10 protein-coding genes are annotated in these 20,693 nt (G+C 71.3%); 7 read left to right on the forward strand and 3 right to left on the reverse strand.

Annotated features, from left to right (window positions below; genetic code table 11):
- Positions 1–82: 82 nt before the first annotated feature.
- Positions 83–1,864 carry a toll/interleukin-1 receptor domain-containing protein gene (locus ACQEU1_RS02840; protein WP_433195875.1) on the forward strand — a complete coding sequence of 594 codons (1,782 nt, stop codon included), beginning with the start codon at positions 83–85 and terminating at the stop codon, positions 1,862–1,864.
- Positions 1,864–3,489 (forward strand): hypothetical protein, encoded by a 1,626-nt coding sequence (locus ACQEU1_RS02845; protein ID WP_433195877.1) that lies wholly within the window; start codon positions 1,864–1,866, stop codon positions 3,487–3,489. Before ACQEU1_RS02840 ends, ACQEU1_RS02845 begins: the two co-directional genes overlap by 1 nt.
- 4 nt (positions 3,490–3,493) lie before the next feature.
- Here the strand turns inward: ACQEU1_RS02845 and ACQEU1_RS02850 are convergent, their stop codons facing one another.
- The gene (locus ACQEU1_RS02850) at positions 3,494–4,219 is read right to left on the reverse strand and encodes an AraC family transcriptional regulator (protein WP_433195879.1); all 726 of its coding nucleotides are present in this window, start codon (positions 4,217–4,219) and stop codon (positions 3,494–3,496) included.
- 53 nt (positions 4,220–4,272) lie between these two features.
- Here ACQEU1_RS02850 and ACQEU1_RS02855 point away from each other — a divergent pair, with 53 nt between their 5' ends.
- A complete protein-coding gene (locus ACQEU1_RS02855) occupies positions 4,273–5,505 on the forward strand; it encodes an MFS transporter (protein ID WP_433195881.1) in 1,233 nt (410 codons plus the stop codon).
- Here ACQEU1_RS02855 and ACQEU1_RS02860 read toward each other — a convergent pair.
- Positions 5,498–6,391 carry an alpha/beta hydrolase family protein gene (locus tag ACQEU1_RS02860; RefSeq protein WP_433195884.1) on the reverse strand — a complete coding sequence of 298 codons (894 nt, stop codon included), beginning with the start codon at positions 6,389–6,391 and terminating at the stop codon, positions 5,498–5,500. The genes ACQEU1_RS02855 and ACQEU1_RS02860 overlap by 8 nt on opposite strands.
- Positions 6,392–6,477: 86 nt before the next feature.
- Here ACQEU1_RS02860 and ACQEU1_RS02865 point away from each other — a divergent pair, with 86 nt between their 5' ends.
- Positions 6,478–7,089, forward strand: a complete 612-nt coding sequence (locus ACQEU1_RS02865) for a TetR/AcrR family transcriptional regulator (RefSeq protein ID WP_433195886.1) — start codon at positions 6,478–6,480, stop codon at positions 7,087–7,089.
- A 38-nt stretch (positions 7,090–7,127) separates the two neighbouring features.
- Entirely contained in the window at positions 7,128–7,973 is an 846-nt protein-coding gene (locus ACQEU1_RS02870) for an endo alpha-1,4 polygalactosaminidase (RefSeq protein ID WP_433195888.1), read from the forward strand.
- 123 nt (positions 7,974–8,096) lie between these two features.
- Here ACQEU1_RS02870 and ACQEU1_RS02875 read toward each other — a convergent pair whose 3' ends face one another.
- Positions 8,097–10,262: an ATP-binding protein gene (locus tag ACQEU1_RS02875; RefSeq protein ID WP_433195890.1), complete on the reverse strand. Its 2,166-nt coding sequence runs from the start codon at positions 10,260–10,262 to the stop codon at positions 8,097–8,099.
- 129 nt (positions 10,263–10,391) lie between these two features.
- Between ACQEU1_RS02875 and ACQEU1_RS02880 the strand changes: the two genes are divergently transcribed.
- The gene (locus tag ACQEU1_RS02880; RefSeq protein WP_433195892.1) at positions 10,392–14,930 is read left to right on the forward strand and encodes a LamG-like jellyroll fold domain-containing protein; all 4,539 of its coding nucleotides are present in this window, start codon (positions 10,392–10,394) and stop codon (positions 14,928–14,930) included.
- Positions 14,930–20,560, forward strand: a complete 5,631-nt coding sequence (locus ACQEU1_RS02885; protein WP_433195894.1) for an RHS repeat-associated core domain-containing protein — start codon at positions 14,930–14,932, stop codon at positions 20,558–20,560. The genes ACQEU1_RS02880 and ACQEU1_RS02885 overlap by 1 nt, the downstream gene beginning before the upstream one ends.
- The last annotated feature ends 133 nt before the right edge of the window (positions 20,561–20,693 follow it).

Raw genomic sequence — 20,693 nt, forward strand, 5'->3', positions numbered from 1 at the left:
GTCCGGCTTTTTCGCAGACTTGGTGAGTCATCCTGTCCACCCGCATTCACATCGGTGCGGAGGAATGTGAACAGGAGTCGCGGTGGGCGGAGTGTTCATCAACTACCGCAGCAACGACAGCCGCGTCATGGCCGAGCTGCTCGACCGGGACCTCACCGCGGCGTTCGGCCGGGACCAGGTGTTCCTGGACTGCTACTCGATCCCGCTCGGCGCGGCCTGGGACCGGGAGCTGCTCTCGCGGGTGCGAGGCTGCCAGGTGCTGCTGGTCGTCATCGACCGCGAGTGGCTGACCCTGACGGATCCGGCCGGGCTGCGCAGGATCGACGACCCGTCCGACTGGATCCACCGCGAGATCGCCGAGGCGTTCGACGCCGGCGTGCGGGTGGTGCCGGTCCTGGTCGACGACACCCCGCACCCGACCGCCGCGGAGCTGCCCGCCGGCCTCCGCGCGTTGACGGGCTGTCAGGGCCTGCGGGTGCGGCGCAAGCACACCCGGCAGGACGTCGACGTCCTGATCCGGCGGCTCCGCGAGGCCGAACCCTCGCTCCCCGCCGAGCCGGAGCCCGCGGTTCCGGCGATGGTGTCGCACCGAGGTTCGGGGACGACCGTGCAGGCGGGCAGGGACATCCGCGACGTGACCGTCGCACAGGAGGCCGCACACCCTGCCGCTGCCGGGACGGACGTGCCGGCGGCGGGCATGGGCTCCCACGCCGGCCACGGCACGACGTTCCAGGCGGGCCGGGACATCAAGGGCGTCAGAACGGGAACCTTCCTGAGCGTCGCGATGCCCCCTGCGGTGCGCAAGCTGGTCATCACGCTGCTGGTGGCGGTGCTGACCGCGGGCGCGGTCACCGCCGTGGTGACCTGGGTGCTGCCGGAGTTCGCGCCGACGTACAAGACCATGTTCCTGGTCGACCTGTCCGCGACCGGGGCCGACCCGGCGGCCGTGGCGGAGAGCCGCGACTCGCTGCGGAAGGTGATCGGGAACGCCGGGGACGACGACGCCGTCGCGTTGCGGACCTTCGGCGGCCAGTGCGGGTCCGGCGGCAACACGTCCCAGGTGGTCGGGTTCGGGACGGGCCACGGCGCCGACATCAGCGCCGCGATCGACAGCGCCTCGGTGAGCGGGGCGGCGACGCTGGTGCGGGGCCTGATCGGGGCCGCTGAGGACTTCAGCGCGCCGTTCTCGCAGAACGCCAAGCAGGTCAACCGGATCGTGGTCGTGACGCGCAACGGGATCGACGCCTGCGACGACGACGTCGACTTCGTCGAGCGCGAGCTGCGCCAGCGACTGGCCTCCTCCGGTGTCGCCGTCGAGTTCCGCTTCGTCGGCTACCGCCTGGCGGACGAGGACAAGTCGGTCTTCGACCGCCTCGCCGCCGGCGCGTCCGCGCCACCGCCCGTGCTCGCCCAGGACCCCGCGCAGCTGCAGGCCGCCCTCGACTGGATCGCCAACGTCGAGCCGGTCCTGCGGTCGGCACGCGACGTCGTGGACACCCTCAACCCGGTGGCCAAGCAGATCGACACGGCGGCCCAGGCCGTCGTCGACGGCAGGCTGGACGTCGCCGACCGCACCCTGGCCGCGATCAGGCCTCCCGCCGCGGACACCGAGTTCGCCAACCTCGAGAGCCGGGCGAAGACACCGGACGCCGTCGAGGTCCACCGCCGGACCGTCGAGTTGCGGGACCGGCAGCAGAAAGCGGTTCCCGCCGTGAAAGCACTCCTCGACCTGGCGCGGGCGGGCAAGCCGCTGGGGACCGAGTTCGCGGCGTTCCGCCGCGACGCCGAGAACTACAACACCGACGTCGACACCCTGAACAAGCTCCTGGCCCGGATGCGGGCCAGTGGTCCCGGAGGACAGTGATGAAACGGCGTGCGGTGCTGATCCCGCTGGTCGTCCTGCTCGTCGTCACGGCGTGCACAGCGGTCTACTTCGTGCTTTCCGGGCCCGCCTACCGCACCGTGGTGCTGGTCGACACCTCGGCACCCGGCACCGGTCTCTCCGAACTAGGGGGCGCGGTGCGGTCGGTCGCGGGCAACGGCGGCGACTCCGACGCGCTCAGCGTGCGCCGTTTCGGCGGCGAGTGCGGCAGTCCTGATGCCACCGCCGAGATCGCCGACGGCCCGGACGGGGTCGCCCAGGCCGTGAGCGGCCTCGCCCCGTCCGGCAAGGCCACCATGGTCGACGGCGTCAAGGCGGCGATCGACGACTTCAGCGGCCTGCTGACCCGCCGCGGCAGCGTCCGCAACCGGATCATCGTCGTCTCCTCGTCGGGCGTCGACGCCTGCACGAACGACCCGGACAGCGCGCGGAAGTCCATTGAGGACCGAATGGCGCAAGCGGGGCTGGACCTGGACATCAGGGTCGTCGGCTTCCAGGTCCCGAAGGACCAGAGGGAAGCGCTCACGAAGTTCGCGTCCGACACCACCTTCGCCGACAGCGAGGACGACCTGGTGGTCGTCCTCGACCGGCTGGTCATCCCGAACTCGCCTGACGCGGCCACGCTCAGCGTCGCCGCGAAACCGGAGCCGAGCTACGCGTTCCTGACGGCCAACCGCCTGGCGGTCGTGCGCGGGACCGAAGTGGTCGCGGAGACAGCCGTCGGCCGCGCGTACGGGTACGTTCTCAGGTACACCGCAGACGGACGCTTCGTCCTCGTCACGACCGACGCGGGCATCGTCACCCTCGACGTCCGGTCCGGGGCCGCGGGTCTTGTTCCATGCGGAAACTGCACGAACGCGGTGCCCGTGGGCGACAGCGTGATTCGCTGGCTAGCAGGCAACGTCGTGACCACACTGGACCTCGCTGACGAGAACGCCCGGCCTGTTCAGGGTCCCACCGTCCTGCCCGACCGTCAGGTCGACGGGTTCAACCTGCCACTGAGGATGCTGGCCGGTAGGGAGGGGTACAGCCTCGTCGCCGCGCCCGGTGGCGTGTCAGCCTACGGTGGACCAGAGGCGCTGTACCTGGTCCGCCCGGACGGCCAGGTGGGCTCACTGGGTACCGCCAGAGGCAATGTCGCCGTGTACAGATCCGCCTTCTCCCCGGACGGGCGCTTCCTGGCCTACGCGCCTGCGGCTCACAACGGATTCTGCGAGGAGCTGTCATCGGTCGTGCTGATCAACCTCGACACGGGAGCTCAGAGCGGCACCCCCGTGGTGGGTGATCCCAGCGACAACGGATCGTCCGTCTCCGATGTCTGGTACGACGAGGACGGGACCTTGAACATGGTCTACTCGTCCCGGTCCTGCGCGGCAAGCGGTGGTCCGAGGACAACGGTGAACATCCCCGAGAGTCACTGGCGGCTCGGGAACTCGGGGTGGGGCAGACAAGACGGAGCCGACTACAGCCGCGAGGTCGCACCTGGCTTCCGAGTGGCCTTCGTCCTCCCGGATCCTGACGGCTTCAGCCGACAGTTGTTCTCCGAGGTGAACGGCACCCGCACCAAGATCGCGGACGACGCGTTCGCCATCGCCGTGCCGAACTGAGGGCTCAGGGCTGTGCCGCGGCACGGTAGGCGCCCGGCGTCTGGCCCATCGTGCGGGCGAACGTGTCCACGAAGGCGCTCGTCGTCGCCCAGCCGCACCGGTGCGCGGTCCCGGTCACGGTGGCGCCGCCGCTGAGCTCGACCATGGCCTGGAACACCCGGACGTTGGTGCGCCACTGGGGATAGGTGGTGCCGAACTCGGCGCGGAACAGGCGGGCGAGGTGCCGGTCGCTGGTGCCCGTCCTGGCCGCCAGCCACGTGATGGTGCGCGGCACGCTGAGGTCGGCGGTGACCAGCCGGCAGGCGTCGGCGAGGCGGGGGTCGGCGGCGGCGGGGAGGGCCAGTGGCGCGAGGTCCGCGTGCCGGACGCGGTCGCGGATCACCGCGCGCAGCCGTTGTGCCTCGTCTTCCGGCAGGTCGGGTTCGGTGCAGGCCATCAGCAGTTCGCGCAGCAGCGGTGACACGGCGATCACGGTCGGGCGGTCGCCCGGGAACAGCTCCTCCCGCACCGGGAAACGCAGCAGGTGCACCAAAGTTCGGCCGTAGACGCGGTGTTCGTGCCAGGTCTCGGCGGGCGTCCAGATCGCGCGCTGGGCGCTCGCGACCCAGGTGCCGTGCACGGTCTTGGTCGCGAAGAGACCGTTGCTGACGTACAGCAGCTGGTGGTCGCCGTCGTGCCGGTGCGGCTCGATGACGGTGCCTGCCTCGACCTCGTGGCGGTATTGCGACACGAGCGGGCAGTTTATCGGAAGTCTTCCGGCGGTGAGTGGATCATCGTGGACGGATGAGAAGGTTCTTCGCCGACACCCGCCCGCTCGCGATTCCCGCCTACCGGCGGTCGTTCCTGGGACAGGGCACCGCGGTCGTCGGCATGATGATCACGGCCGTCACCGTGCCGGTGCAGCTCTACGACCTGACGCGCTCGTCCCTCGTGGTCGGGCTCAGCGGTGTGGTGGGGCTGCTGCCGGTCGTCGTCTTCGGCCTCTACGGGGGCGCGATCGCGGACGCGGTCGACCGCCGGAAGCTGGTCCTGGTGTCGTCGTCGGTGTCGTGGGTCGTGACGCTGGCGCTGCTCGCGCAAAGCCTCGCGGAGGTGCGGTCGCCGGCACTGATCCTCGGGCTGGTGGCCGTGCAGTCCGGGAGCTTCGCGGTGTCGGCGTCCGGGCGGGGCGCGATCCTGCCGTTGCTGGTGCCGGCGGACCTGGTGCCTGCCGCCAACGCGTTGAGCTACACGGTGTCCACGCTCGGGCAGGTGCTGGGGCCGCTCGTGGCCGGTGTCCTGATCGGACTGCCGGGCGGGTTCGGCCTCGCCTACGCCGCGGACGCCGTGCTGTTCACGGCCTCGCTCTACGCCACGGCCAGGCTGCCGTCGTTCGGCGTGGCGGACGGACTGGGCAGGCCGGGCTTGAAGTCCATTGTGGAGGGTTTGAGGTTCCTCGGGGGCAATCCGGTGCTGATGATGTCGTTCGCCGTCGACATCGCCGCGATGGTGCTGGCGACACCGGAGGCGTTGTTCCCGCAGGCCGCCGCCACGAGGTTCGACGGGGGCGTCGGCCCGCTGTACTCGGCGATCGCCGCCGGGTCGATCCTCGCCGGTCTGCTCAGCGGGTGGATCGGCGGCGTGCGGCGGCAGGGCGTCGCGCTCACGCTCGCCGTCGTGGTCTGGTCGGCCGCCATCGCCGTCGCGGGGTTCCTGCACAGCCTGTGGGCGGTGGTGCTGCTGCTGGTCGTCGCGGGCGCGGCGGACTTCGTCAGCGCGGTCTACCGGCAGGCGATCCTGCAGACGTTCGTGCCGGACCGCCTGCGCGGACGTCTGCAGGGGGTGTTCACGGTCGTCGTGAACGGGGGACCGCGCCTGGGTGATCTGCGGGCGGGTTTCATGGCGGCCGCCACGACGTTCACCCTGGCGTGGTCCGGCGCCGCCGTGCTCTGCATCGCGGTCGTGCTGGTCGCCGCGGTGAGCGCGCGGTCGTTCTGGCGTTACGACGCCCGCGAGCACGTGCGGGAGCTCACCTGACGTCGAGGCGGCCCTCGGGGGAGAGGTCCTCGGTCTGCACCTGCTTCCACGCGAGGTCTTCCACGCCGAGCGCGTCGAGCAGGAACGCGTGGGCGACGCGGCGGATCACCGCGACGCGGCCCGGGTTCTCGTCGGTGGTGTCGGCGGCGTTGTAGCCGTGGATGCCACCGAGGGAGTGCTCGCCGCCGAAGAGCGTGAGCAGGGCCCGTGCGCCGGGGCTGTGGTGGAAGACGTCGGTGAACCAGTCGGGGCCGCGCTTGCCGAGCAGCGACTGGTCGGCGTCACCGGCGACGGCCAGGAACGGCGTGCCGAGCTGCCCGAAGTCCGGCGACATGAACGAGCCGAAGTGCTCCTGGGCGAACGGCGTCAGGTCGTCGCCGCCGAACCCGGTCGCCGCGAGCAGCACGCCCGCCTTCACCCGCGGGTCGGTCAGGTCGGGGCCGGGCCGGCCGTCCGCGTCGAGGACCCGTGCGCCGAGCAGCATGCCGACGGTCTGCGCGCCCCACGAGTGGCCCGCGACGGCGATGCGGTCGAGTGACGCGCGGCCGGTCAGTCCCGGCACGGCGGCGAGCAGCACGTCCAGGTCGTCGAGGACGCGCTGGACGTCCTGCACGCGGAACCGCCAGATGTCCGCGTACCGGGGGTCCTCCGGCGTGACGCCGAGGGACCGCGAGTCGAGGAACGTCGGCTGGACGACCACGAACCCGTTGGCCGCCCAGAAGTCCACCACCGGGTCGTAGTAGGTCATCGAACCGCCGAAGCCGTGCGCCAGCACGACAACGGGCAGGCCGGAGCCGGTGACGGGCGCGGACACGCGCACCTGCAGGTCGTCGCCGCGGCCGGGGGCGGGCAGGACGACGGGCTTGACGCTGATGATCGCGGGCATGGCGAAGTGCTCCTGACGAGGTGAGGAGTGGGGCTGGTAGGCTCCTAATCGGAGCGACGTTCCGAATATATGGAGCGCTGTTCCGCTTGTCAACCGCGCTGGTGGAGAGGGGTGCCCTGGTGGGTGCGGGGGAGTCGGCGACCGCGAAGCGGGCGGACGCGCGGCGCAACGAGAAGGCGCTGCTCGACGCGGCCGCCGCGGTGTTCGTGACCGACGGCGTGGACGCGCCGGTGCGCCGCATCGCCGCCGAGGCGGGGGTCGGCATGGGGACGATCTACCGGCACTTCCCGACGCGCGCGGACCTGGTCGTGGCCGTCTACCGGCACCAGGTCGACGCCTGCGCCGAGGCCGGGCCCGCGCTGCTCGCGTCGGCGGAGTCGCCGTTCGAGGCGTTGCGCGGGTGGGTGGACCTCTTCGTGGAGTTCCTGGTGACCAAGCACGGGCTGGCCGCCGCGACGCGCAACGACCCCGAGGGCTTCGGCGCCCTGCACGGGCTCTTCCTCGACCGGTTGCTCCCGGTGCTCGGCGAGATCCTCGCGGCGGCGCGCGAAGCGGGGGAGATCAAGGCGGACGTGCCCGCCCTGCAACTGCTCCGCGCGATCGGTGACGTGTGCGCGGGGGCCGAGCGGCCCGTCCCCGGCTACGACCCGAAGATCACCATCGGGCTGCTGCTCGACGGCTGCCGGTACGGCGGTTGACGCGGGCCGCGGGCGGCCCGATGTGGTCGAATGGCGCGGTGCCCACGTCTGTTCGTCCCTTGTGGACCCTCCTCGCGCTGGTCGCACTGCTCGCCGGATGCGCTGAGGGGCAGGGCATCCCGCCGCCCGCGTCGACGGTGCCCCGCGCGGAGGTGAAGCTGCCGCCGACGCCCGCGGTGCTCGACTACCAGCTGGGCACCGCGTACACGCCACCCGCCGGCGTCACCCTGGTGGCCAGGGACAGCACGGCGTCACCCGCGCCCGGCGCGTACAACGTCTGCTACGTCAACGGTTTCCAGACCCAGCCGCAGGACCGCGAGCTGTGGCTGAACCAGCGCGGGCACCTGCTCCTCAAGGACTCCGGCGGCGAGCCGGTGATCGATCCCGAGTGGCCGGACGAGTTCCTGGTGGACACCTCGTCACCGTCCAACCGGGACGAACTGGCGCGGATCACCGGCGAGTCGATCACGCGGTGCGCGGAGCGCGGGTTCGGTGCCGTCGAGATCGACAACCTGGACTCGTACTCACGGTCGGGCGACCGGCTGACGATCGAGCACAACCTCGCGTACGCGGCGCTGCTGAGCACGCGAGCCCACGAGCGGGGCCTGCCGATCGGGCAGAAGAACTCGGCGGAGGCCAGCAGGCGAGCCCACGACGAGGTCGGCTTCGACTTCGCCGTCACCGAGGAGTGCCACGCCTTCAAGGAGTGCTCGTCGTACGCGGACGTCTACGGCGAGCACGTGATGGACGTCGAGTACACCGACAACCTGCGCGGCACGTTCGCCGAGGTGTGCGCGGACCCGGCGACACCGAAGACCACGACGTTGCGCGACCGGAAGCTGGTGGGGCCGGACAACCCGGACCACGTCTTCCAGCACTGCTGACCACGGCAGGGCAGGCGTGCTGACCGCCTGCGACCGCCTGCACGGCGTGGACATCCCGCGGCACGAGGCCTGGCACACCGACGTCCACACCGATGCCGGCGGCACGTGGCGCTGCGTCTGGTCTCAGGCCTCGTGCGCGGCGATGCGCGCCTCCACCTCGCCCGCCTCGGTGAAACGGCGGTGCTCCCGCATCTGCCGCGCGGCCCGCCGCCACAACGCCAGCGCCTCCTCCACCTCGCCCGCCTCCACGAGCACGTCCGCGAGCTGGGCCATGACCGACGCGTGGCTGTAGCCGTACCCGGCCTCCTCCCACAGCGCCGCGCCCGCGCGGAAGTGCTCGATCGACTCCGGCAGCCTGCCCGCGCCGTGGTGGATGAAGCCCATGCCCGTCACCGTCGCCGCCTCGAGCTGCTTGTCGCCGCGGGCACGGGACATGCGCAGCGCGCGTTCGGACGCGGCGAGCGCCTCGTCGTACTGGCCGATCCTGCCCAGGTGGTAGCCGACGGCGTTCCACGCGTCGGTTTCGCGGTAGGTGTTCCCAGCCTCGCGGTAGTACTTCAGCGCTGTCCGTGCGTGCTCCACGGCGTGTTCGTGGTCCTGGAGCTCGTGGTAGACGACGGTCAACGAGCGGTGCGTGTGGCCGAGCTCGTCGGCGTCGTCCAGTTCCTGGGCGTGGGCGAGCGCCTTGGCCAGGTGGTCGAACGCCTCGGGCAGGTGCAGCCGTCCGCTGGCGTCGCCGAGGATGCGGTACGCGCGGCAGAGCACCCTGGTGTCGTCCAGTGCCGTTGCGGCTTCTACCGCGCGTGACCACGTCATGTGTTGCGCGTCCATCATGTCTTTGCGGTAGTGGTAGGTGTTCAACACCCACGCGAGCTGCCACACGTGCGTGTGCCAGCCACTGTCCGCGGCGACGCGTTGGGCTTCGGTCAGGCAGTGGTGTTCCGCGTCGAACCAGGCTTGCGCGTCCGTCAACGCGAGGGGCACGCAGCCCTCGGCGGGTGGCGCGAGCTCGATGGGCGGGATGGACGGGGCGAACGACGTCTCGCCGGGCAGCGCGGTGTGCAGGTAGAAGTCGACGACCCGGCGCAGCGCCTCGTCGCGGCCGGGCACGTCCAGCTCGGAGGCGTACAGCCGCACGAGGTCGTGCATGCGGTAGCGGTCGCCGGACCTGCTGACCACGCTCGCGGTCTCCAGTTCCGCCAGCAGCCGCCGGGCGGGCCACGGGCTGAGCGACTCCGCGGCGGCCGCGCTGATGTCGGCGCCGGGCGCGACCGCCAGGAGGCCTGCCAGCACCGCCGCCTCCTCGCTGAGCGCGCGGAACGACCACGACAGCACCGAACGCAGGCTCAGCTCGTCGTCGTCCAGCGCGTCGAGCCGCGCCGCCGCCAGCTCCTCCGCCATCCGCGCGAGCGGCACGTCCGGGCGCACGCTCGCTCGCGCCGCGATGATCACCAGTGCCAGCGGCAGCCCCGCGCAGTGCCGGATCACGGCCTCGACCGCGTCCGGTTCGGCCGTTGTGCGCGCTTCGCCGAGTCTGCGGACGAGCAACGTGTATGCGTCCTCATCGGACAAAACGTCCAGAGGAACGTGCATCGCGCCGTGCAGCGCGATCAACCCGGTGAGCGGGCGTCGGCTCGTCACCACCACAACGCACGAGCTCCCGCCCGGCAGCAGCGGTTCGACCTGGCCCGTCTCGGCCGCGTTGTCCAGCACCAGCAACAGCTTCCGGTCCGCGGTGACGCTGCGGTAGAGCGCGGTCCGTTCGTCCTCGCCGGAGGGCACGCGGTCCACGCCGAGCGCGCTGAGGAACCCGCGTTGCGCCTCGGCGGGCTGCACCGGGTGCGCGGTCGGGCCGAACCCGCGCAGGTTCACGTACAACTGGCCGTCCGGGAACAGGCCGATGTGCTCCGCCGCCCACGTCAGCGCGAGCGCGGTCTTGCCGGTGCCGCCGAGCGCCGACACGACCACCGTGCCGGTGTTCTTCGACAGCAGCGCGAGCTCCTCGGCGCGGCCGGTGAACCCGGCGGGCGCGGCGGGCAGCTGGCGGGGGACAGGCCGGCCGGACGCGACACCGGACGCGGCGGCGACCAGCGAGTCCTGCTCGGCCGGGTCCAGGCCGAGCGCCTGCGCGAGCAGCCGGACCGAGGCGATCTGCGGGTTGGCGCGTCTGCCCGTCTCGACCCCGCGGATCGTGCTGACCGAGATCCCTGACCGCTCGGCGAGCGCCTCCTGGGTCAGTCCCGCCCGGACGCGCAGGCGCCGGAGGGTCGCCGCGAACTCATCTGCCACACAGGAGTTCCTACCAGTCCGGCCGTTCACATGTGACCGGTCGGTGAACTGTCCGGCCGGTGTCCCGCGCACCCACGATGAGCGGCGGTCCGCGAGGGACGGACCGCCGGACATTTGGGGGTGCGGGCGATGGCTCGTTCGATCGGCTGGAGACGGCTGGCCGCAGGCGTCGCCGTGGCACTGGGGGCCACGGCGGTGACGGTGGCGGTACTGCCCGAGCAGGCACCGCGCGTCTCGGAGGCGGCGGACGCGGAGACCGCGGTCGTCGCGGCTCAGCGGCAGGGCGAGGCGGTGGCGGTCGCGGACCTGACCACCGCGACGAAGGCGGTGTTCGCGCAACCGGACGGCACGCTGACCGCCGAGCTGAGCAGCGCGCCCACGCGCACGTTCCAGCACGGCAGGTGGGTCGACATCGACCCGGCGCTCGTCGAGAGCGACGGCGTGCTGGTGCCGAAGGCGGCCGGGGCCGACCTGACGCTGTCCAACGGCGGCAAGACGCCACTGCTGAGGTTCGGCACACCGGGCAGGTCGGCCGCCCTGACGTGGCCGGGCGAGCTGCCGAAGCCGGCGGTGAACGGCGACACGGCGACCTACGCCGACGTGCTGCCAGGCGTCGACCTCGTGCTCAGGACGCAGAACTCCGGCGTCACCCAGCACGTGGTCGTGAAGGACCCCAAGGCGAACGCCGGGAAGGTCCGGTTCGGACTCGTCTCGGACGGCCTGACCGTCAAGGCGACCGACGAGGGCGGCCTGAAGGCGGTCGACGCGAACGGCGAGGTCCTGCTGTCCACCCCGCCCGCGATCATGTGGGACGCGGCGGGGAAGCAGGCGGAGGTCGGGCTGGAGGTCGACGCGGAGTCCGTCACGCTGGTGCCGGACCAGGCGCTGCTCGCCTCGGGCAGCTACCCCGTCACCATCGACCCCGACTGGTACACCAACGACCGCAAGGACTGGCTGAAGAACTTCAGCGGCAAGCCGGACAGCAAGCACTGGTACGGCGCCAACGACGTCGACACGTGGGCGAAGGTCGGCCGCTGCGTCGTCTGGGACGGCTGCAACGGCATCGGCGTCGCCCGGTCGTACTTCCAGTTCGACACCTCGTTCCTGCGCGGCAAGCGGATCATCAGCAGCGAGTTCTCCGGCACCAGCGTGTACTCGCCGAGCTGCCGCACGGTCGACCACCAGCTGTGGATCGCCAACGCCACGTTCGGGCCGGACACGAACTGGAACAACCAGCCCGGCGGCACGTACGTCGACACCAGCCCGGTCGCGGGCAGCTACCGCGACTGCCCCGGCAACAAGCCGGTCGGCTTCGACGTCGGCCTCTACATCAACCCCAACGGCTGGTCGGCGTACTACCTCCAGGCCGCGAGCGAGACAGACGACCACGCGTGGCGCAAGTACGACGCGAACACCATGAAGATCCGCGTCAACTACAACTCGCGCCCCGACGCCCCGGTCGAGATGGTCACCGACCCGCCCCTGAAGGCGTGCCGGTGGTGCGGCGGCATCCCGTTCACCGCGGTCGACACCATCCGGCTCAAGGGCAGGCTCGGTGACGCCGAGAAGGACCAGCTCACCGCGATCTGGGACGTCTACGGCGGCCCGGTCAAGGAGCACCAGGAGGGTCCGACGCTCGGCGCGGGCAACGTCTTCAGCACCACCGCCGACCTGCGCGGCCGTGACGGCCAGCACGTCACGTGGACGTTGTGGGGCCGCGACTCCTACGACGGCAGCGACTGGAAGAACGGTCCCGGCTTCAAGGTCGACCGCGTCGGCATCACCGCGCAACCGGGCGTCGACGGCGGTGTCTACCAGGCCGACGAGCGCTGGCACGGCGGTGTCGGCGTGCCCGGCCGGTTCACCTTCGACGCGGCCGGTGTGTCCGATGTGGACCACTACGTCTACGGCTGGAACGACCCGCCTTCGACGCCCGTGGACGCCGACGCCCTGGGCGGCAAGGCGGTGGTGGACATCGCGCCGACCGCGGACGGCCCGCAGACGCTGTACGTGCGCAGCGTCGACCGCGCCGGCAACCAGAGCCCGACGAAGACCTACCGCTTCTACGTCCGCGCCGGCAACGGCCCCCTGGCGCAGTGGTCGCTCGACGGCAACGCCAAGGACTCCGCGTCGCTGGGCGACCGGCACGGCACGCTGACCGGCGGCGCGAGCTACACCGCGTCCGGCGCGGTCGGTTCGGCGGTGCAGCTCAACGACCCGACCGGTGCCGTCACCGCCGCGAACACCGTGCGCACCGACCAGAGCTTCACCGTGTCGGCCTGGGTGCGGCAGGACCGGGCACCGGCGCTCGACACGTTCGAGTCGGCCGTGAGCCAGGACGGCCAGGTCCGCAGCGGGTTCTTCCTCGGCTACCGCAGGGCGGCCGACGGCGGAGGGCGCTGGGAGTTCGTGCTGCCCACCACCGACGGCGAGAACCCCGGCTACGACACGGTGAACAGCGCCTCGGCGCCGCAGCTCGGCCAGTGGACGCACCTCGTGGGCGTCTACAACGTCCAGACCGCGCAGATCCAGCTGTTCGTCAACGGCGAGCTGCGGGCGACCGCGGCGCGCACCGGCACGTTCAACGCCGCAGGGCAGCTCGTGATCGGCCGCGGCAAGGCGGGCGGCGGCCCCGCGCACGGCTGGTCGGGTTCGGTCGACGAGGTGAAGGTCCACGACCGGGTCCTCACCCAGGCCGAGGTGCGCGCGGAGGTCGGCAGGGACGCCGTGCAGACCGGCAACTGGAAGTTCGAGGAGACTTCCGGCGCCACGGCGGACAACGCCGTCTCGGGCGCGCCGAAGGTCGTGCTGCAGAACAACGCGCGGTTCGTCGCGGACGGCGCGGTCGGCGGTGCGCTGAAGATCGCCGACAACACCGGGTACGCCACGGCGGGCGAGCCCGTCGTGCGCACCGACCAGAGCTTCTCGGTGTCGGCGTGGGTGCGGCAGGACCGGGCGAGCGCGACGGACAGGTTCGACGCGGCGGTGAGCCAGGACGGCCCGATGCGCAGCGGGTTCTGCCTGGGCTACCGCAAGACGGCGGACGGCAGGGGGCAGTGGGAGTTCGTGCTGCCGACCACCGGTACCGGGGACGCGCCCGGCTACGACTCGGCGAACGTCGCGTCGGTCGCGAAGAACGGCGAGTGGGCGCACCTCACCGGGGTCTACGACGCGCAGCTCCAGCAGATCCGCCTGTACGTCAACGGTGAGCTCGCCGCGAGCGCGCCGCGCACGCAGGCCTGGAACGCCACCGGCCCGTTCCTGGTCGGCCGCGGCAAGGCGGGCGGGCTGCCCGGTCACGACTGGGAGGGCTCGATCGACGAGGTGCGCGTGTTCAACCGCGTGATCAGCCCCGAGGAGGTGCGCGGCATCGTGTCCCGCGACAACGTGGCGGTCGGCAGCTGGAAGTTCGACGGCACCGTGCGGGACTCGACGGCGCGTGGCCTGCACGGCACCACGTCCGGCACCGTCGCGTACGTGGGCGGGCAGTCGAACCTGCCCGACCCGTCCGACCAGGCGCTGCAGCTGGGTGGTGCCACCTCGGTGAGCACGCCGCACGGCATCGACACCGACCGCAGCTTCGCGGTCGCCGCGTGGGCCCGCGCCGACGCGACGGGACAGGCCACCGTGCTGTCGCAGGACGGCACGAACGTCAGCGGCCTGCGGCTGCGGGCCCGCCCGGACGGCAAGTGGGGCCTCTCGCTGGCCACCGCGGACGCCGCGAACACCACGTTCGACGAGGCCGCGGGCGGAGTGGTCCAGGCGGGCCAGTGGACGCACCTCGTCGGCGTGCACGACGCGAGCGCGAAGCAAATCCTGTTGTACGTCAACGGGGTGCTGGTCTCCTCGGTCGCGCACACCAAGACGTGGAACGCTGCCGGCGGCCTGCAGATCGGCAGGGCCAAGCAGGGCGAGTTCTTCCAGGGCGCGATCGACGACGTGAGCGCCTACTCGCGGACGTTGTTCGCGGCGGAGATCCAGACCATGTCCGGCAAGGACCTCTCGCTGGTGCACAACTACACCTTCGACGACACCGGTGCCGACGCGGCGGGCAACCGCCCGGCGACGCTGTCCGGTGACGCCGTGTACGGCGCCGGACGGGTGGGCAGGGCCGTGACGCTCGACGGCGCGGGCGCCGCCACGACCGGTGGCGTGGACCTGCGGCTGGACCAGGCGTTCACCGTGTCCGCGTGGGTGCGGATCGGCGCGAAGCCCTGTGCCGCCAGGGTGTGCCGCACGGACGCGGTCACCGTCGACGGCGCGAAGTCGAGCAAGTTCCGCCTCGGGCACGTGATCGACGACGACAACAACCAGCTGGGCGCCTGGACGTTCGAGATGCCCGAGTCCGATGTGGACAACGCGCCGGTCACCAAGGCCGCCGTGTCGGTGCTGCCCTCCGAGGTCGACCGGTGGACGTTGCTGGTCGGCGTCTACGACCCGGTCAGCAAGAAGATCTGGCTCTACGTCGACGGCACCCGCGACGGTGACGGCACGCTGACCAACGCCTGGCACGCGACCGGCCCGCTGGCCGTGGGCCGCGGCAAGGTCGACGGCGCCCCCGCCGAGCACTGGACCGGGGGAGTGGACGACGTCCGGCTCTACACCGGTCAGCTCGACAAGGACCGCATCTCCGGCCTGTTCCGCTCCTACCCCTCGGCGGTGGCGTGATGAGAAGACTGCTGGCCAGAACCCTCGTGGTGGCGCTGACCGCCACCGTGGTGACCGCCTCGTTCGCGGGCACGGCGCTCGCGGCCGGGCCGTCCGTGCCGCTGCCCGGCACGCCGCCGACGCCGGTGAGCGAGCAGAAGATGGGCTCGCGGGCAGCCGACCAGGCAACCACCAGCGCGTTGCAGGGCAACCAGCCCGCGGGCACCGCGCCGGACGGCGGCGGCACGCCCACCGCCTCCCCGCTCGCTCAGTCGGCGTCCTGGGACGTGTCCGCGCACACCGGTGACTTCACCTGGTCGTACCCGCTGCGGGTGCCGCCGGCACCGGGCGGGCTCACCCCCGACCTCGCGCTCGGCTACTCGTCGTCCGCGGTGGACGGGCGGACGAGCGCGACGAACAACCAGGCGTCGTGGATCGGCGACGGCTGGGACCTGTTCGCCGGCTTCATCGAACGCCGGTACGTGCCGTGCGCGGACGACAAGACCGGCGGCACCACGCCGCCCAAGGACGTCGGGGACCTCTGCTGGCGCAGCGACAACGGGTTCGCGTCCTACCCCGGCGGCGGCGGTGAGCTCGTCCGCGACGACGCCACCGGCACGTGGCGGGAGAAGAGCGACAACGGCAACCGGGTCGAGCGGCTGACCGGCACCGGCAACGGTGACGACAACGGCGAGTCGTGGCGGATCACCACCCTCGACGGCACCCAGTACCTGTTCGGGTCGCGGGCCGACGCGAAGTCCGCGTGGACCGTGCCGGTGTTCGGCGACGACGCCGGGGAACCGTGCCACGGAGCAACGTTCGCCGCGTCGTCGTGCGCGCAGGCGTGGCGGTGGAACCTGGACAAGGTGATCGACCGGCACGGCAACGTGATCCTCTACAACTACGCGCCGGAGACGAACTCCTACGGCGCGAACAACAAGGACGCCGCGGTGCCGTACACGCGCGGCGGCACCCTGTTGAACGTCCAGTACGGCCTGCGCGACGACGTCACCCAGGCGACCGGGCTGGTGGAGTTCACCACCGCCGACCGGTGCGTGCCCGGCAGCGACTGCGCGCCGGACAAGAAGGACAACTGGCCGGACGTGCCGTGGGACGGCAAGTGCGACACCGCGACTTGCAAGGACAAGCACTCGCCGTCGTTCTGGACCACCAAACGCCTGGACAAGATCACCACCAAGGTGTTCAGCGGTGGCAAGTGGAACGACGTCGAGCGCTGGACGCTGGAGCACGCCTTCCCCGCGCCCGGCGACGGCGAGAAGGCCGCCCTGTGGCTCAAGGGGGTCACGCACACCGGCCTGGCCGGGACCGCGGTGTCGCTGCCGCAGGTGACGTTCGAGGGCACGAAGATGCCCAACCGCGTCAACAAGCTCGACGGAGTCGGCCCGCTGATCCGCTACCGCGTCACCGGCGTCGTCTCCGAGAGCGGCGGCGTCACGACGATCAAGTACGCCGATCCCGAGTGCGTCGACGGCACCAGGATGCCGGCCAACCCCGAGACGAACACCCTGCGCTGCTACCCGGCGAAGTGGCAGAAGAAGGACTTCGCCGAGCGCACCGACTACTTCCACAAGTACGTCGTGGAGGAGATCACCCAGTCCGACCGGATCTCGTCCAGCACCGAGCAGGTGTCGCGGTACTCCTACCTCGGCGGCGCGGCGTGGGCGTGGGACGACTCGGAGTTCACCAAGGACGACCGCCGCGACTGGAACGAGTTCCGCGGCTTCGGGCACGTCGAGATCCGGCAGGGCCGCCCGAACGACCCCGCCGGTCCGGTCACCATGACCGACAAGCGCTTCTACCGCGGCATGAACGACGACAAGCAGCCCGGCGGCAAGCGCGACGTGAAGCTCACCGACTCGGCGGGCCTCGTGCGCACCGACGACGAGTGGCTGCGCGGCACCGAGTACGAGTCGCAGGTCCGCGACGGGGAGAGCGACCGGATCGTCTCCAAGGCGATCACCGTGATGTCCGTGCAGGGGCCGACGGCCAAGCGCGGCGCGGTCGAGGCGCGGATGATCCGCCCGGCGACCGAGACCAGCTACACCACGTTGCCGATCGGCAGCAGGGTCGCGCGGGTCGAGACGGCCTACGACGACCGCGGCCTGCCGGTGACGTCGAGCGACCTGGGCGATCTCGCGGTGACGACCGACGACAGGTGCACCCGCACGACCTACGCCCGCAACGACGACCGGTGGTTGCAGGACGTGGTGGCGCGGGTCGAGACCGTCGCGGTGGCGTGCACGGCGACGCCGAGGTTCCCGCAGGACGCGCTGAGCGACACCCGCAGCGCGTTCGACGGCCAGGACTTCGGCAAGCCGCCGCTGACCGGCACCGTGACCAGGACCGAGGTCGCGAAGGACCGCCCCGCGTCCGGTCCGGTGTACGCGCCCGCTTCCACCGCCGTCTACGACAGGTACGGTCGCGTGACGTCCGCTGCCGACGCGCTGGGCCGAGCGAGCACGACCACGTACACGCCGGCGGACGGCGCGGTGACCGGTGTCGAGGTCGCGAACGCGTTGGGGCAGAAGACGAAGACGACGCTGGAGCCGTTCTACGGTCAGCCGTCCGTCGTGGTCGACGCCAACGACCGCAGGACCGAGACGACCTACGACGCCCTCGGGCGCAAGGCGGAGGTGTGGCTGCCCAACCGGATCAGGACGGGTGACGCGCCGGGCAACGCGCGGTTCTCCTACGACTACCGCAAGGACGCGCCGACCGTCGTGACCACCACGGCCATCGGCCCGAACGGGAGGTTCACCGGCTTCACCGAGGTCTACGACGGGCTGTTGCGGTTGCGGCAGAAGCAGGCGCCCGCGCCGGGCGGCGGCAGGCTGATCGCCGACACCCGGTACGACTCGCAGGGCCGGGCGTACAAGCAGACCATGCCGTACTTCACCGACAGCGCCGTCGACGACAGGTTGTGGGTGGCGAACGACGTGGACGTGGCCCAGCAGAACGTCAGCACGTACGACGGGGTGGGACGCGAGACCGCGTCGATCACCTACGGCGGCGCGTTCGAGAAGTGGCGCACCAGCTACCGCTACGAGGGCGACCGCACCCACGTCGTTCCGCCGTCGGGTGGCACGCCGACCACGGAGATCGTGGACGTCCGAGGGCAGCGGACCGAGCTGCGCCAGTACCGCGGTGAGGTCGCGAAGAGCGAGTACGACAGCACGAAGTACACCTACACCGCCGCCGGGCAGCGGGCGACCATCACGAGCCCCGGCGGCACGGTGTGGCGCGACTCCTACGACCTGCGCGGCCGCAAGGTGAAGGAGGAGAACCCGGACCGCGGCACGACGTTGCTGGGTTACGACGACGCGAACCAGCTGGTGTCCACGACCGATGCCCGCGGCGTGGTGCTCACGCACACGTACGACGAGCTGGGACGCAAGCGCAGGACGTCGCAGGGGGACGCGCTGCTCAGCGAGCTCACCTACGACACCGCCTCGTACGGCAAGGGCCTGCCGGCGACGGCGACCCGGTACTCGGGCGGTGCCGCGTACACGTCGAAGGTGCTGGGCTACAACGGTCTGAACAAGCCGCTCGGCACCACCGTCACCATCCCGCAGTCGGAGGGCGCGCTCGCCGGTTCGTACACGTCGTACGCGCGCTACAACATGGACGGCAGCGCGTCGGGCACGACCTACGCGGCGATCGGCAGCCTGCCCGTGGAGGCCGTCCAGCACGGGTACGACGACCTCGGCAAACCGACCACCACCACGGGCGGTTTCGGTGGCACGACGGACGAGTTGGTGAGCGCGACGACGTACACGCGCTACGGCGAGCTCGCCCGCACGCAGCTCGGCACCGAGGGCAAGCGGGTGTGGCTGTCGCGCTACTACGACACCAACACGCGCCGCCTGAACCGCACGATCGTCGATGCCGAACTGCCGAACCCGAAGCAGTCCGACGTCAACCTCGCCTACGACGACGCGGGCAACCTCACGTCCGTTGTGGACGGTGCGGACAAGCAGTGCTTCCGGATGGACCACGTCCAGCGCCTCACCGAGGCGTGGACCGCGGCCACCGACTGCGCGGCGGGACCGGCGTTGGGCGGCCCGGCGCCGTACTCGCTGTCCTACACCTACGACGAGGACGGCAACCGCCTCACCGAGACCCGGCACAACCCCGGCGGTGACACCGTCCAGACGGGCACCTTCACGCCGTCCGACCACCGGATCGCCTCGGTGCAGACCAAGACGCCGTCCGGCACCAGGTCCGACGCGTTCGGCTACGACGCGGCGGGCAACACCACCCTGCGCGGTGCGCAGAAGCTCGACTGGGACGCCGAAGGACACCTCGCCAAGGTGACCGAGGGCGACAAGACCACCGAGTTCACCTACGACGCCGACGGCAGCCGGCTGCTGAAACGCGACGCCACGTCCGTGACGCTCTACCTGGGGCCGCAGCAGCTCAAGCTCGTCACGGCGTCGGGCAGGCTCGAACCGACGCGCTACTACGAGCACGGCGGCCAGATGGTGGCGATGCGCGACCAGTCAGGGCTGACCTGGCTCGCGTCCGACCACCAGAACACCGCGCAGATCGCCATCAGCGCCGACCTCACCGCGACCCAGCGCCGCCAGCTGCCGTTCGGCGGCCGGCGCGGCACCGCGGTGACGTTCCCCGGCGACAAGGGTTTCGCGGGCGGCACGAACGACGCCTCCACGGGCCTGGTGCAGCTCGGGGCGCGCGCCTACGACCCGGTGCTGGGCAGGTTCCTGTCGGTCGACCCGGTGCTCGACCCCGGCGACCCGCAGCAGATGCACGGCTACACCTACGCCAACAACAGCCCCGTCACGAAGTCGGACCCGACGGGCATGTTCTGGGGCGAGATCGGCGGCTGGTTCGCGGACACCTACCGCAAGGGCGGTGAGTTCCTCGACAAGTACAAGGGCGAGATCGGCCTGGTGATCGGTATCGCGTCGCTCTTCACCCCGGTCGGCTGGGTCGCGACGGGCCTCGCGCTCGCCGGCGGTGTGCTGGGCTACCTCGACATGGTCGACTCGATGCGCAAGCACGACACCACCCAGGTCTTCCTGGGCGTCGTGGGCCTGGCCACGGCCGGTGTGGGCAACGAGCTGGGCAAGGTGGCCGAGGCGACCGCGGACGGCGTCCGCAGGGTGACCGTGGAGCAGGTCAAGCTGGGCAACGACCTGACGGGTGTCTACAGCAGCGGCGTGTCGGTCGCCCTCAACCAGGAGGAGAGGCTCGCGGCGGTCGTCAAGGCGCTGGCGCCGGAACCGCCTCCCGTGGTGAAGCTCGATCCTCGCGCCGCAGCCGGGTTGCCGTGCTGGAACGGTCCCGGCAGGGACCTGGCGGCGGACTACTGCGTGCAGTCCTCGGTGTTCAGCTCGGTCAAGTTCGCGTTCTGCCAGACCAACCCCGAGGTCTGCCGGTGGCAGAAGACCCACAAGCCGCCCGGCCTCGGTTCCCGCAGCGACGACTTCAAGAACACGCAGCGAGGAGGTCCGCGCGGCACCGGGCACAAGGGCAGCAGCGGCGGCCAACGGGCTCCGTACAACCCGAAGTGCCGGTGCAACCAGCCGAGCACGCCCAGCGGTGACGCCTACATGACCGACGACCAGATGTGGCACCGGTCGGACGGAAGGGGCCGAGCCTGGTTCTGACGCCCCGCGGCCGAGCGCCTCACCCTCGACGGGTGGGGCGCTCGGCCGTTTCCCGGAAAAGGCGTCAGCGCGGCATTTCACGCACAGCGCCATGGCGACGACATGTCCTTTGTGAACTGCTCGAAGCGAATTC

The organism is Lentzea sp. CA-135723 (genome assembly GCF_050936595.1).
In the GTDB taxonomy this organism is placed as follows: domain Bacteria; phylum Actinomycetota; class Actinomycetes; order Mycobacteriales; family Pseudonocardiaceae; genus Lentzea.